Genomic DNA, 14,739 nt, shown 5'->3' with positions numbered 1-14,739 from the left:
GGCCGATCCAGCCACCGGATTTCCCTAACCCGCGGCCAGTCGGCGCGAGCATGAGAAAACCGATTATCTGGCTTGCCAGCGCAAATCCAACGTAAACGGAAAGTCTTTATTGATATCCTCCGCCGGCACGTCGAAAGGCGCGACGCTGGGGGTGTGGCCGTGTTGCCAGAAACGGCTGACCCGGCGCCCCTCGGCTTCGTAGGCGTTGACCGGCAAGGTCTCGTAACTGCGCCCACCCGGATGGCTAACGTGATAGGTGCAACCGCCGATAGACCGGCCGTTCCAGGTATCGATCAAGTCGAACACCAGCGGCGCTTGCACGCCTATCGTCGGATGCAGCGCCGACGGCGGATTCCAGGCGCGATAGCGGATACCGGCCACCATCTCGCTTTGCTTGCCGGTGGCGCGTAGCGGCACCAAGCGACCGTTGCAAGTCAATGCGTAGCGATCGCCCATCGTGCCGCTCAGCGTGACTTGCAAGCGCTCGACCGACGAATCGACGTAGCGGGCCGTGCCGGTACTGGTGATTTCCTCGCCCAGCACGTGCCAGGGTTCGATGGCTTGATGCAATTCCAGATGCAAGTCGCCGACGCGTAGCGTGCCGATGCGCGGGAAACGAAACTCCAAAAACGGCGCAAACCATTCGGCCTTGAACTCGTAGCCGGCGCTTTGCAAATCGCGCACCACATCCTGAATGTCGGCCGCCACGAAATGCGGCAACATAAAGCGGTCGTGCAATTGAGTTCCCCAGCGCACCAGCGGCTTTCTATAGGGCTGACGCCAAAACCAGGCCACCAGCGTTCTCAGCAGCAGCATCTGCATCAAGCTCATCCGGGCATGCGGCGGCATTTCGAAGGCGCGCAGCTCCAGCAGACCCAAGCGGCCGGCGTCGGCGCCCGGCGCGTAGAGTTTATCGATACAGAACTCGCTGCGGTGGGTGTTGCCGGTCATATCGACCAGCAGATTACGCAGCAGGCGATCGACCAGCCACGGGGCCATCACCTCGCCGTCCGGCATTTGCTGGAAGGCGATCTCCAGCTCGTACAAGCTGTCGTTGCGGGCCTCGTCAACGCGCGGAGCCTGGCTGGTCGGACCGAGGAACAAGCCGGAAAACAAATAGGACAGCGCCGGGTGATGTTGCCAATAGGTAATCAAGCTGCGCAGCAAATCCGGCCGGCGCAACATCGGGCTGTCCACCGGCGTGATCCCGCCCAACGTGACGTGATTACCGCCACCGGTGCCGGTGTGACGGCCGTCCAGCATGAATTTTTCGGTGCCGAGCCGGGTCAGCCGGGCCTGTTCGTAAAGCGAAGTGGTGTTGAACACCAGTTCCTTCCAATTGGCGGCCGGATGAATATTGACCTCGATGACACCCGGATCGGGGGTTACCGGCAAGCGCAACAAGCGCAAATCGTGCGGCGGTTGGTAGCCCTCGATAACGACCGGCATTTTCAGCGCGGCGGCGGCGGCTTCGACCGAGGCAACGATATCCAGATAATGCTCAAGCTCCTGGGTCGGCGGTAGGAACACATAGAGCCTGCCCTCGCGAGCTTCAACCGTTAATGCGGTGTGCGGCGTCCAGCCGCCGGCGTGCGGCGCGCGGTCGTCGGCCGACGCCATTTCGTTCGGGTGCAGCGGATCTTGTTTGACCGTCTTGCTGTAGCGGCGGCTGACTTCGGAATCGATGTCGCCGAGCGGCGGCACCGCGTCGTACAAACTGCGTTCGATCAACGGATCGCGATCGGCCGCCGCCACCCAAGGCAGACTATTCAACGGCAAACGCAGACCCATCGCCGAATCGCCAGGCACCAGAAACATGTCGCCACGTCTGAACCGCCAGGGACTGCTGCACCATACACCGGCGCGGTAATCCCAGTATAACGGCAACGCGTAACCGGCAGGCGCGCCGAGATCGGCGCTCAACACCTTGACCAAGCGTTGCCGCTCCAGCTCGTCCTTCAAATCAGCATGGCTGAAATCGATATTCTCCGGCAACAATCCTTCGTGCAGCAGGTAGTACAACGGATCTTCGTAACCCGGCAGGATGCAATCGCCGCGCAGACCCAAGCGTTTTGCCAATTCGCGGATAAAAGCGTCGGCCTGCTCGCGGCCGTAACCGTAGTCCTTGGTTTCATCGGCGAACAGCGCCGGATTTTTCCAGACCGGCACACCGTCCTTACGCCAGAAACACGCCATTTGCCAGCGCGGCAACGGTTCGCCCGGATACCATTTGCCCTGGCCGAAATACAACATGCCCCCCGGTGCGAATACCTCGCGCAAACGCCGGAGCAGTTTGCCGGCCAGCTTGCGCTTCTCGGGACCGTCGGCGGCGGTGTTCCATTCCGGCGCGTCCATGTTGTCGATGGACACGAAGGTCGGTTCGCCGCCCATCGTCAAGCGGACGTCGCCGAGACTCAATTCGGCATCGACCTTTTCACCGAGCAGATCGATCTCCTCCCATTGCCGGTCGGTATAGGGTTTGGTCACGCGCGGGTCTTCGTAGATACGGCTGACCCGGTTGGAAAACTCGAACGACGTTTCCGCCTTGCCGATGAAGCCGCCGCTGACCGGCGCCGCGCTGACATAGTCGGCGGTACAGGCCAGCGGAATATGGCCCTCGCCGGCGAATAGGCCGGAAGTCGGATCCAGACCGATCCAACCGGCGCCGGGGATGTACACCTCGGTCCAGGCGTGCAGATCGGTGAAGTCTTCTTCGGTGCCGGACGGTCCATCCAGCGCCTTGACGTCGGCGGTCAACTGCACCAGATAACCGGACACAAAGCGCGCCGCCAATCCCATATGCCGCAACACCTGCATCAACAGCCAGCCCGAATCCCGACAAGAACCTACTTTACGCTCCAGGGTTTCCTCGCAGGTCTGCACGCCGGGTTCCATCCGGATCGAATACGTCACAGCCTTGTGCACGGCTTGATTGATATCGACCAGAAAATCGACGACGCCGCGTTCGCGCCGATCCAAGGTTTTCAGAAATTTGCCCAACAACGGACCGTCGTCCTTGACTTCCAGATACGGCGCCAATTCCTTGGCCAATTGTTCGGGATAGCCGAACGGGTATTTTTCGGCGTATTCCTCCAGGAAAAAGTCGAACGGATTGATCACCGTCATTTCGGCGATTAGATCGACTTCGATCGAGAATTCGCGAGTTTTTTCCGGAAACACCAGTCTGGCCAGATAGTTGCCGAACGGGTCTTGTTGCCAGTTAATGAAGTGCTTGTCCGGCTTGATGGTCAGCGAATAGGCGCTGATCGGCGTCCGCGAATGCGCGGCCGGCCGCAGCCGCAGTACGTGCGGACTGAGCTGTATCGATTGGTCGTAGCGGTAACAGGTCTTGTGATTGATCGCGACTTTGATGCTCATGGAGTTACCACTGGGTTGGCGGCTTCGCTTTCCGCTTGCAGCAGCCGCAGATTTTCCTCGACGCCGGCGGCATGGGTCAGCTCGGCGACGTTTTGTTTGGTGAAAAAGCCGTCGAAATCGCCGAAGCGCTGCACGTATTCGACAATCAGAGACGAGTGTTCCGAGGCGCTGGAAAAAATCTGCTTCAAGCCTTCCTCGCGCGAGCCGATCACGTCGAGCAAAAAGTCCTTGCCCTTGGCGCGAATTGCATCGACCACGTAGTCGATGTTGGCCCGGCCGCCGGTATCGCCGTCGGCGACGCCGAGCGCCACGTGATGTAGGCGCGGCCCGTAATTGCGGACGAAATTTTCGGTCGGCGAAGGCAGACCGACCAAATGATTGACGAAATAGGGTTGATTGGCGGCGGTAAACACCTTGGCCGGACTAAAACTCTCCTCGGCATAGTGTATGCTTTTGGTGACGTTGGTCGACGAGTTCTGGTTGGCGATATCGTAAGAACCCCAATAGAAGTAACTAGACAAGGTCAGATACTCCAGGATTGCCACTTCGCGATTCTGGCTGTACACCCGAGTCGCCAGATGGTCGATGGGCTGAATCAGCCGCTCCAGACCCAGCTCGGCCTGCATTTCCTTGGCTTCCAGATAGCCGCGATTGACGTCGTCGCGAATGATACTGTTACCTAATGCGTAGACTCGCAGATCTTCGGGCGGCCGTTCCCAGTAGCCGACGATATTGTGGGTGTATGGCGAGGGCTTGACGATGGCCATGTTGCCGGGCAAACCCAGCTTACGGATCTGGTCCTGGTTAAAGAAGCGAATCTCCCGCGACTTTTGCTGTTCGACCACCTCGTGCAGGTTGCTGACCCGAAACACTTCGCCCATATAGCGCGAATTGGGTTTGTGGGCGCCGATCGGGTAGACCTCGTTCAAGGCCCGAAAAATATCGCCGCGCCCCGCATCGCGCACTTCGCGGACCAGCAGATCCGGCGAATTCATGTCGATACGCAAAATATGGGTCCAATGCGATTCGGTTTCCAAGGTCACCAAATAATGGTACGGCGTCATCAGCGCCAGTTCGCTGACATAGGCGGCCGAACAACCCGGCTCGACGGTAATCATCATCGCGTCGATCTCGCGGATCATCTCGGTCAGGCCGGTGCGGTCGCGGTTTTCCAACAGTTTGACCAGAAATTCGTCGAACCAGGCGGAATTGGCTTTGTCGCCGTGCCTGGGGTGGATCAGTGAATTGATCATCCAATTTCCTCGTGAGTGTAACTATCCATTAACCGAACCGGTCTTGCCTCTAGGGGCGTTTTTCAGGACGGACCGTTCAGAAAGGTACGCTGTATCTCGACGCCCAACGCATTGTTGCGGACGATGAAATCTTGTAGAAACGCGTGCAAACCGGTGCGAACGATGTCGCTCATCCGGCCGAAATGCAGGCGTGCGTGGTTTTCGCCGGCCAAGCGCAGACATTCTCGACCGCGCCGGCCGCACAACTGTTCCAGGATCGGCGCCAATTCGTCGTAGCAGGCGTGTAGCGAACGCGGCATGTCGTCGCGCAACACCAGCAATTCTGCGACTTTCCAGGGCTCCAGCGTATCGCGGAACACTTTCTGGTAAGCCTCGAACGCCGATACCGACCGCAGCAAGGAGCTCCATTCGTAATAATCGACTTCGGTGGTTTGATCGGCGTCGGGCAACAACAGTTGAAATTTGGCGTCCAGCAGCCGCGCGGTGTTGTCGGCCCGTTCGACGAAACTACCGATCCGCACGAATTTGTAACCGTCGTCACGCAACATCGTGCCGAAGGTAACGCCGCGAAACAAGTGCGAACGGGACTTGACCCAATCGCAGAACTCGCCGATTTCGGCTTCGGGCAAGCCACCGCGGATGCGTTGCCTTAGCTCTATCCACAACGCATTGACGGTTTCCCACATTTCCGAAGACATCGCGACCCGCACGGCGCGGGCGTTCTCGCGCGCCGCGCCCAGCGCGCTGACGATGCTGGACGGATTGCGTTCGTCCAGCGCCATGTAGCGAATCACGTTGGCGGCGGTATAGGTCCCGTAATCGCGTTCGAATACCTCGATATCGTCGGCGATCAGCACCGGCGGTTTCCAGCGCGCGGCTTCGTCGTAAGGACTGTTGGCGACCAGCGACATCCGGTAGGTGACATCCAGGACCCTGGCCATGTTCTCGGCGCGCTCGATGTAGCGCGCCATCCAGTACAAATGGTCGGCGGTGCGGCTCAGCATGGTTTGTCCTCGTTCAACACCCAAGTGTCCTTGGTCCCACCACCCTGCGAGGAATTCACGACTAGCGACCCTTCCCGCATCGCGACCCGGCACAAACCGCCGGGTACCAAGGTCACGGTCTTGCCGGACAGCACGAACGGCCGTAGATCCACGTGGCGCGGCGCCACGCCGGCTTCGACCAGGGTCGGGCAGGTCGACAGCGCCAGGGTCGGCTGGGCAATGTAATTATCCGGATCGGCCAGAATGCGATCACGAAACTCCAGAATTTGCTGCTTGGAAGCGGTCGGACCGACCAACATGCCGTAACCGCCGGAACCCTGTACTTCCTTGACCACCAGTTCGTCCAGGTGCTCCAACACGTATTTGCGGTCGTCTGCTTCCGCCAGTTTGTAGGTCGGCACGTTGGACAGGATCGGTTCCTCGCCCAGATAGAACCGAACCATGTCCGGGACATAGGTATACGTGGCCTTGTCGTCGGCAACGCCGGTACCGATCGCGTTGGCCAGCGTCACGCCGCCGTTGCGATAGGCTTCGACGATACCCGGCACGCCCAATAGCGAATCCGGCCGGAAGGCTTTAGGATCGATGAAGTCGTCGTCGATACGACGGTAAATCACATCGACCTGCTTGGGACCGTCGGTGGTGCGCATATACACCAGATCGTCCTCGACGAACAAGTCCTGGCCCTCGACCAGTTCGATACCCATTTGCTGCGCCAGAAACGCATGTTCGAAATAGGCGCTGTTGTAGGCGCCCGGCGTCAGCAACACCACCGTCGGATCTTGCACGCCGGGCTGAGCCACCGCGCGCAGATTGTTCAACAGCACTTGCGGATAGTGCTCGACCGGCGCCACCGCATAGCGACGGAATAATTCCGGGAACAAGCGCATCATCATTTTGCGGTTCTCCAACATGTAGGACACGCCGGACGGCGTCCGCAAGTTGTCCTCGAGCACGTAGAATTGATTCTCGCCGGTTCGCACAATATCGATGCCGGCGATGTGCGCGTAGATACCGCCCGGCGCCGCGACGCCCTGCATCTCCGGGCGGTACATTTCGTTTTCCAGCATGGCGGCGGGCACGATGCCGGCCTTGACGATTTCCCGATCGTGGTAGAGATCGTTCAGAAACGCGTTTAAGGCCCTCACCCGCTGAATCGCGCCGTCGGCCAATTGCCGCCATTCGCTGGCCGCCAGAATCCTCGGCACGACATCGAACGGAATCAGCCGCTCGGCGCCGGCCTCGTCGCCATAGACGTTGAAGGTGATGCCAACCCGGCGGAACAACATCTCCGCCTCTCGGGACTTTTGCATCAGCTGGGCCTGATCGATGCCGTCCAACCAGTCCGCAAAGGGTTGATAGAGCGCCCGCACGCTGCCGTCGGGTGTCCGCATTTCGTCGAAATAATTCAGTGGCTTCATAGGCTCCTTACAGCAATCCACATGCCAACCCGGTCAAACGATGGCGAACCGGTCCGGACGGCCCAACGCGGCCGACTAACGCACCAAATTGGCGCAAACCCTGCGCACCCTCGCCCCAAAACGACCACTCGGCGCAAATACGTTGGCAATTTCGCCGGCTTTGACTATCGTAAGTGACTTGTACCACCATCCGCGATTCAACCAATGAATAAAGCCCAAATTACGTTATTCGGCGAAGTGTTGTTCGACTGTTTCCCCGACGGCAGCCGGGTACTGGGCGGTGCGCCGTTCAACGTCGCTTGGCATCTGCAAGCCTTCGGCGACCGGCCCCGCTTTATCAGCCGGGTCGGCGGCGACGCGGCGGGCAACGACATCCTGGCCGCGATGACCCGCTGGGATATGGACCCGTCCGACCTGCAAATCGACCCGAGTCGGCCGACCGGCACCGTGGCGGTCAGCATAACCGACGACCAACCCGATTACCAAATTCTCGACCGCCAAGCTTACGACTTTATCCAGCCTGTCCAGCCGGGGACCGGCGACGGCCTGCTCTATCATGGCAGTTTGGCGCTACGCGGCGAGGTTTCGGGCCATACGTGGACCGATCTAGCGAGCGCCTGGCGCGGGCCGGTGTTTTTAGACGTGAATTTGCGCGCACCGTGGTGGCAACCCGGCCGCATTTTCGATTTGATCGCCGGCGCCGATTGGCTGAAACTGAACGACGCCGAGCTGGCCCAACTCTTCCCCGGCACTCAGGATATCGCCGACAAAATGCGCCTGATCGTTCGAGAATTCGATTTGCAAGGCATTTTCGTCACCTGCGGCGAAGAAGGCGCGCTAGCTCTGACGCCCGACGGCGAACTACTCGGCGTCACCCCGAACGCCCGGCTCGAAGTCGCGGACACGGTCGGCGCCGGCGACGCCTTCGCCGCCGTGCTGCTGCACGGCATCGCCTCCACTTGGCCCTTACCGCTAACGCTACGCCGCGCGCAGGATTTCGCGTCCGCGCTGGTCGGCAGGCACGGCGCGACAGTCGAGGACCCCGCGTTCTATCAACACATCCTGGCCGGCTGGCAATAATCCCGCCGGGCGGGCCGACCGCGATCGCGGCGAGGGTCCAAACATTGGCCCAAGCCTGTATTACATTTCACGTAATCTTCAGCAAACCGTCACGCATCCTTAACCCAGTGTCGGCGCTTTAACGCCAAAATGATCGCCGGCTCAAGCACCCGCGCGGCTCGGCTCGGCCGGGCTTCAGACCGGGTCGGGCCTAGCCGGGCCAAGCGCCCGTTCGCGTCTACATTTTTTTCCGAGATACTCCGACCATGTTCAGAAGACGACCCCTCTTCAAACCGGCACTGACCACGCTGGCCGCGCTGGGCTTATTCGGCGGCGCTCAAGCCGCCACGCCGGTATTCATCAACGAAATCCATTACGATAACACCGGCACCGACAGCGGCGAAGCCGTTGAAATCGCCGGCCCGGCCGGTACCGACCTTAGCGGTTGGTCGTTGGTGCTCTACAACGGCAACGGCGGCGCCAATTACCGAACCGCGACGTTAAGCGGCGTCATCGCCGACCAATCGGGCAGCGGCTTCGGAACCTTGAGTTTCGGCTTTCCGACCGATGGCATTCAAAACGGCGCGCCGGATGGGATCGCTTTGGTCGATGCCAATCAGGTCGCCGTACAATTTTTAAGCTACGAAGGCACGTTCAACGCGGTTGGCGGACCGGCCGCCGGCCAAGCCGGCACCGACATCGGCGTGTCCGAGTCCAGCGCCACGCCGGTGGGATTTTCGCTGCAATTGCAGGGTAGCGGTCAGGTTTACGAAGACTTCCTTTGGGCTAGCGCATCCGACGACAACTTCGGCGCCGTCAACGCCGGTCAAAGCTTTGCCGCCGCGCCGCCGGACTCGACCGACAAATGCCGCGATCCCGCCACCGCGATTAGCGCGATCCAAGGTAACGACATCGACAGTCCGTTGGTTGGCACACGCCAGACGGTAGAGGCCATCGTCACCGCCGATTTCAGCGGCGGCGCCAAACTGAACGGCTTCTTCGTCCAGCAAGCCGACGGCGAGACCGACGCCGATCCAACCAGTTCGGAAGGCCTGTTCATAGCGGCGTCCGCATCGATCCATGTCGGTGACCGGGTACGCATTTCCGGCAACGTCGCCGAAACCTACGGCATGACTCGACTGGAAAACGTCTCGCCGCCGCAAGTCTGCGCCAGTGGACAGGCGCTGCCGGCCGCCGTCGCGGTCGAGTTGCCGTTCGGCCCGGACAACCGGCAGGAAAGCCGAGAAGGCATGCTGGTAACCCTGCCGCAAACCCTGACCGTCACCGAAAACTACAATCTGGCTCGCTACGGCGAATTCCTACTCTCGTCGGGCGGCCGTCTGCTAACGCCGACCCAAGCCGCCGAGCCCGGCGCGCCGGCCCTGGCCATCGCCGCGCAAAACCTGGCCAATCAACTGCTGGTTGACGACGGCGCCAATCTGCAAAATCCCGATCCCGTGATTTACCCCGAGCCGGCCGGTCTGAGTGGCGCCAATACTTTAAGGGTCGGCGACAGCGTAAGCGGCGCGACCGGGATCTTGGCGTACGACTTCGGCGCCTACCGTTTGCAACCGACTCAAACATTGACGCTGAATGCGGACAACCCGCGCGACCAGGCGCCCACGCCGGACCGACGCACATCCTTGACCGTCGCCAGCTTCAATGTCTTGAATTATTTCAACGGCGACGGCAACGGCGGCGGCTTCCCAACCGCGCGCGGCGCCGACAGCCCGGCCGAATTCGCCAAGCAACGCGCCAAAATCGTCGCGGCCCTGACTCGCCTAAACGCCGATGTGATCGGCCTGATGGAAATCGAGAACGACGGCTACGCCGCCAACAGCGCGATCGCCGACCTGGTGGCCGGGCTAAATCAAGCCGCCGGCCCCGGCACCTATGCCTATATCAACCCGGGCGTCTCGCCGGTGGGCAGCGACGAAATCGCCGTGGGTCTGATTTACAAACCGGCCAAGGCCTCTCCGATCGGTCCGGCGGCCATTCTGAGCTCAGCCTTCGACCCGGCATTTATCGATACCAAGAACCGGCCGACCATCGCCCAGACTTTCCGCGACAAAACCTCCAACAAGTTGCTGACCGTCGCGGTCAACCACCTGAAATCCAAGGGATCGGCTTGCGACGATGTCAACGATCCGGATACCGGCGATGGCCAAGGCAATTGCAATCTGACTCGCACCGCCGCCGCCCAGGTGCTGACCCAGTGGCTCGCCACCGACCCCACCCATGCCGGCTCCGCCAACGCGTTGATCGTCGGCGACTTGAACAGCTACGCGGAGGAAGATCCGATCAGCGCCCTAAAATCGGCCGGCTATCGCAATCTGCTGGAGAATCTGGTCGGCAATCACGCCGCCTACAGCTACGTGTTCGACGGCGCTTCCGGCTATCTGGATCACGCCTTGGCAAATACCGCTCTAGCGCCGCAAGTCAAGGCCGTCTCGGAGTGGCACATCAACGCCGACGAGCCGAGGGCGCTGGATTACAACGAGGAGTTCAAATCGGCCGGGCAGATCGCCGACTTTTACGCCGCCGACGCCTATCGCTCGTCCGACCACGACCCCTTGTTGGTGCAATTATTCGTGGCCGGCGACCTGGACAGCGACGGCGATGTGGACAGCACCGATGCCGCCGCGGCCAAGGCGCAAATCGGCCAATGCGCGAGCCGGCAGACGTTCAACCGCGAAGCGGATTACGACAATAACGGCTGCGTTTCCTACACGGATTACCGGACCTGGTACGGCCACTACCAGCGGTATCAAACCGCCGCGACCGGCCTCTAAGCCGGCACGGCCGGTCGGCATGACGCCGACCGGCCGCTTTTTACTTTCATTTACCGGAACATGCCATGAAAACACTGAGTTGTATTTTGATTCTGACCGCTGTCGGCTTGTGGCCTACCGCGGACGCTGCCACCTTGAGCCTTAGCCTGATTCCGCGGAGCTCGACCGTCACTGTCGGCGATACCTTCGCGGCCGACGTGGTCGCTCACGACCTGTTCGGCGACGCGGACTCGGACGAGTTGCTGCTGGCCTTCGGTCTAAACCTCGGCGATCTGGACGACGAACGTCTGGAATGGACCGGCGTCAGCGTGAATCCGGTGTTTAGCGACGATTCTGCCGCCGTGGGCCTAACCGCGGCCGGCTCGACCTTTCCCGGACTGAGCGCCGACGACACGCCGGCAAATATCACACTCGCCACGCTGTACTTTCGGGCGCTGGCGGCGGGTAGCGCCATCGTCGGCATACGCGGCGATTTGGCCGATCCGAATCAAGGCCTGATTTTTTTGAACCGGGGACCGGTGGCGATTGCCGCCGATTTCAACCTGAGCATCGTCGCGGTACCGTTACCAACCGGCGCGCTGCTGTTTGCATCCGGTATGGCGGCGATGCTCGTTAGAGGCGGACGCCGCGCCTGAAAATTGGGCGGCGGCCAGAAAAAAGCCGGGCCCCGGCCCGGCTCGATTCAGGATTGCTGCTTGGCGAACCGACCGGACCAGTCGTCCGGCCGCGCCGCGAACAACTTTTTGAATTGCGGCATGAAGCTGGCGGTGATCGGAATCGAATAAAAGCAATACATCGCCGCCGCCTCGCCGGTACTGACGCCGAACAACCATTGCGGCATGAACAGCGTCATCATCGCCATCCCGAAATGGTAAGACGCGATCCGCCAGTTGTGCTTCCAGACGAAACCGCTGAGCGCCAGCGCGAACAAGGAACCGTGGGTCACCAAGGTACCGAAGGCGCTGGAAATGGCATAACCGATATGATAAATGCCCATGAACAGGCAGGAGTTCATCCGACCGATGAAATTGGGCTCCAAACCGAACAATTGCCACTCGTTCGGCAGCCGGCCGAACACCAGAAACAAGCCGCTTAAACTCGCCCCGGCGATGAAGGCCTTCTTCAAGGCCGCCGGGTCGCTCGAATACGTCGCCAAGGCCGGCATGATCGCGAAGGCCTGCAGGCTGATATGTACCGAGGACAATTCGCTAAGCAGCAGATTGGTACCGTAGCCGCATTGGTCGGCGACCGGATAGGCGAAAAACTGAATGAATTCCATCAGCGAAAAATGAAAAATCGCGTAAGCGCGGGCCAACCTGACCCAAAACGCTTCGTCCTTGTCCAGCACAGTCACGGTCGCCGCGGCCAAACCCGCGACGCCCAAGCCCAACGACATATCGGCGCTAAAACACATAGTGAATCCGTATCAAAAAGTCAGACAAAACAGCCACGCCGGTGGCCTCCTCTCGCCTCGGCCGGTAATTTCGGGCTTCGGCCTGGGAACGATACACGGCCCCGGCATTTATTGCAGCTTTTTATGGTTTTAACCGGATTATTTCCTAACGGACTAAATCTTTCGTCAATCGGTTTTCCGGAAGTCCGAGCTGTGGTATTCTTGATCAGAAATTGCGAAGCCCGTCACATTCAAGGTTATCAGCGGATGAAAATCAACCAAAACTTACGCTACCTCTCTCTGGCTGTCTGGCTCGGCGCGACCAGTGCGCTGGCCGACGGCGCGCGCGCGACTTTGGTCGAACCACCGCATCCGATTTATCACGTGGTTCGCGATCAAACCCTGGCCCAGGCGGCGGCATCGATCGCCAATCGCGGCGGCTTCGGCTTCCGGATCGCCGCCGGCCTGGAATCCGACCGTTTGAATCGCAAGCTGGCCGCCGCCGATTGGCCTGCGGCATTGGCGCAATTGTTAGAGGATTACAACTACACGCTGGTCGGCGAACCCGGCGCGATTCGCTCGGTTCTGATCAGCGGCCGCCGTCACAACGGCCTTGTAGACCCGACATCCGCTGGCATCGCTATCGAACCCCGCAAGGTCGACGGTCTGCCGGAACGTTACCGCCGCCTGAAACCCGGCTCGGCCATGCCGGTCGAGCTGCCAATGGCCCAGTTGCGGCAATTGAAAGCCGGCGACCGCGCACTTCTCGATCTGCCGATCGGTCAATACCAAGTCGAACACGACCGCCGCACCGACCATGCCGACGGCTCATCGACCTGGACCGGCCATCTCGCCGACGAAGGTCTGGGGTACCGGCTGAATCTGTCCGTCGGCGCGGCCGGACTGATGGGCAATCTCTACACGCCGGACGGTGAATATTTGATCGAAGGTGCCGGGGGGGCCGCCGTGCTGGTCGACCTGCAGCATTCCGGCCTGACGGCAGGCGGTTTCGACGGCGACCATATCGAACCGTCGGGTTTGCCGGCGCCAACCGAAATGGCCAAGGCCACCCTATCGACCGAAAGCCTGAGAACCAAAGCCGAGTCGCTAAGGGCGGACGCCACCGCGCTGAATCAGGAAGCCACGAATCTGTACGGCAATTACACCGATAACCAACAACTGGTCGCCAACGCGCAAACCGCCTTGACCGCGGCCAAGGCAAACACCGCAACCGCGAAAGCCGAGCTGGCAAGCCGAAAGCAGACTCTGAAATCGGCACCCAAGGACGCAACCTTGCAAGCGGCGGTCGCCAGCGCCAAATCCGCGCTGAATGCCGCCAAAGCCGCTGAAAAACAGGCCAACACCAACCTCAAGGCAGTCAAGAAATTCGAAAAATCGGCACTGTCCGCCTACAACAAAAAGATCGCCGCGTATAAAAAGGCCAATACCAAGGCCGAAAAAGCCGAAGCCGATTACGCCGCCCGACTGAACGAGACCGGCGGAGGCAATACCGAAAATAACGGTAATAACGGAAACGGCGGCGGCAATACCACCGAAACCAACGTCGTCGACGTGATGGTGCTCTACACCACGGTTGGGCAAAGCGCCGATTACGCCAAGCAGCGCATTCAATATCTGGTCGATGTCAGCAACCAGGCTTACCGGGACTCGGGCATCCACGCCAGTCTGCGCCTGGTGCATACCGAAGCCAGCGCCTATACCGAAACCAACCTCGACAACACCGCATTGGACGATCTGGGCGCCGGTAACGGCGCGTTTGCCAATGTCGAGGCTCTGCGCAACCGCTACGGCGCCGATGTGGTGGTATTTTTCCGTCCCTTCTACCATTTGGCGTCGGGCCAGATGTGCGGCATCGCCTACCAGGGGTTCTACAACGGCGGCGATGCCTATCCGTTCTTGGCCTATGCGGTGGTCGGCGACGGGTATTCCTTGGAATCGGATAATTACTATTGCACCACCGGCAGTTTCGCCCACGAAATCGGCCATACGCTCGGTAACGTCCACGACCGGGAGTTTAGCAACTTGCAAGGCAAGTTCGAATATTCCTACGCCTGGGGCATAGACAACCTGTTCGGCACGATCATGAGCTATTACAGCCCGCAAATCCTGCTGTTCTCGTCGCCGTCCCTGAGCACGCAGTGCGCCGGCGGCCCCTGCGGCTATCCGGCCGGGTCGATACATTCGTCCGACCAGACCGCCACGACCAACTATACCGCGCCCTTTGTCAGCGCATACCGGCAGACCCAAGTGAGCGTACCGTCGATCGAGTGACGCGGACGCCACTTAAATAGACTTCATAAGTTTTTCAAGGATTTATGATATAAATCACCCCGATTGGCCGGCCAGCCGCCGACCGATCGCCGCGCCCCGAAAGCGCTACCGCCAAGGTAACGCCGGCACCAGGACGAACGGAACGCG

Annotated in this window: 9 protein-coding genes; 4 read left to right on the top strand and 5 right to left on the bottom strand. The window is 60.4% G+C overall.

Translation table 11 applies throughout. The features are described from left to right. Positions 1 to 63: 63 nt before the first annotated feature. From ACQE3D_RS05405 to ACQE3D_RS05390, 4 genes are all read right to left on the bottom strand, one after another. Complete coding sequence (locus tag ACQE3D_RS05405) at positions 64 to 3,378, bottom strand: DUF2126 domain-containing protein (protein WP_313728798.1); 3,315 nt, start codon at positions 3,376 to 3,378, stop codon at positions 64 to 66. After that, positions 3,375 to 4,631 carry a hypothetical protein gene (locus tag ACQE3D_RS05400; protein WP_064024574.1) on the bottom strand — a complete coding sequence of 419 codons (1,257 nt, stop codon included), beginning with the start codon at positions 4,629 to 4,631 and terminating at the stop codon, positions 3,375 to 3,377. Before ACQE3D_RS05400 ends, ACQE3D_RS05405 begins: the two co-directional genes overlap by 4 nt. A 62-nt stretch (positions 4,632 to 4,693) precedes the next feature. After that, positions 4,694 to 5,635 (bottom strand): alpha-E domain-containing protein, encoded by a 942-nt coding sequence (locus ACQE3D_RS05395; RefSeq protein WP_071154854.1) that lies wholly within the window; start codon positions 5,633 to 5,635, stop codon positions 4,694 to 4,696. Next, complete coding sequence (locus ACQE3D_RS05390) at positions 5,629 to 7,056, bottom strand: circularly permuted type 2 ATP-grasp protein (protein ID WP_071154853.1); 1,428 nt, start codon at positions 7,054 to 7,056, stop codon at positions 5,629 to 5,631. The genes ACQE3D_RS05395 and ACQE3D_RS05390 overlap by 7 nt, the downstream gene beginning before the upstream one ends. 204 nt (positions 7,057 to 7,260) lie before the next feature. On the opposite strand from ACQE3D_RS05390, the gene ACQE3D_RS05385 reads away from it, so the two are divergent. The 3 genes from ACQE3D_RS05385 (at position 7,261) to ACQE3D_RS05375 (ending at position 11,542) form a co-directional block, all read left to right on the top strand. Further along, on the top strand, positions 7,261 to 8,136 hold the full coding sequence (locus tag ACQE3D_RS05385; RefSeq protein WP_313728799.1) for a carbohydrate kinase family protein: 876 nt from the start codon (positions 7,261 to 7,263) through the stop codon (positions 8,134 to 8,136). A 245-nt stretch (positions 8,137 to 8,381) separates the two neighbouring features. Further along, positions 8,382 to 10,907 carry an ExeM/NucH family extracellular endonuclease gene (locus tag ACQE3D_RS05380; RefSeq protein WP_313728800.1) on the top strand — a complete coding sequence of 842 codons (2,526 nt, stop codon included), beginning with the start codon at positions 8,382 to 8,384 and terminating at the stop codon, positions 10,905 to 10,907. 65 nt (positions 10,908 to 10,972) lie between these two features. Then, on the top strand, positions 10,973 to 11,542 hold the full coding sequence (locus ACQE3D_RS05375) for a hypothetical protein (RefSeq protein WP_313728801.1): 570 nt from the start codon (positions 10,973 to 10,975) through the stop codon (positions 11,540 to 11,542). 47 nt (positions 11,543 to 11,589) lie between these two features. On the opposite strand, the gene ACQE3D_RS05370 is transcribed toward ACQE3D_RS05375, so the two are convergent. Continuing rightward, positions 11,590 to 12,321, bottom strand: coding sequence for a DUF5765 domain-containing protein (locus ACQE3D_RS05370; RefSeq protein WP_064024157.1), 732 nt, complete (start codon positions 12,319 to 12,321; stop codon positions 11,590 to 11,592). A 246-nt stretch (positions 12,322 to 12,567) separates the two neighbouring features. On the opposite strand from ACQE3D_RS05370, the gene ACQE3D_RS05365 reads away from it, so the two are divergent. Next, positions 12,568 to 14,592, top strand: a complete 2,025-nt coding sequence (locus ACQE3D_RS05365; protein WP_313728802.1) for a reprolysin-like metallopeptidase — start codon at positions 12,568 to 12,570, stop codon at positions 14,590 to 14,592. Positions 14,593 to 14,739 lie beyond the last annotated feature (147 nt).

Source organism: Methylomonas sp. MS20, assembly GCF_050275925.1.
In the GTDB taxonomy this organism is placed as follows: domain Bacteria; phylum Pseudomonadota; class Gammaproteobacteria; order Methylococcales; family Methylomonadaceae; genus Methylomonas; species Methylomonas koyamae_A.
The sequence above is the reverse complement of the archived record's forward strand: the minus strand, read 5'-3'. Positions and strand labels throughout refer to the sequence as shown.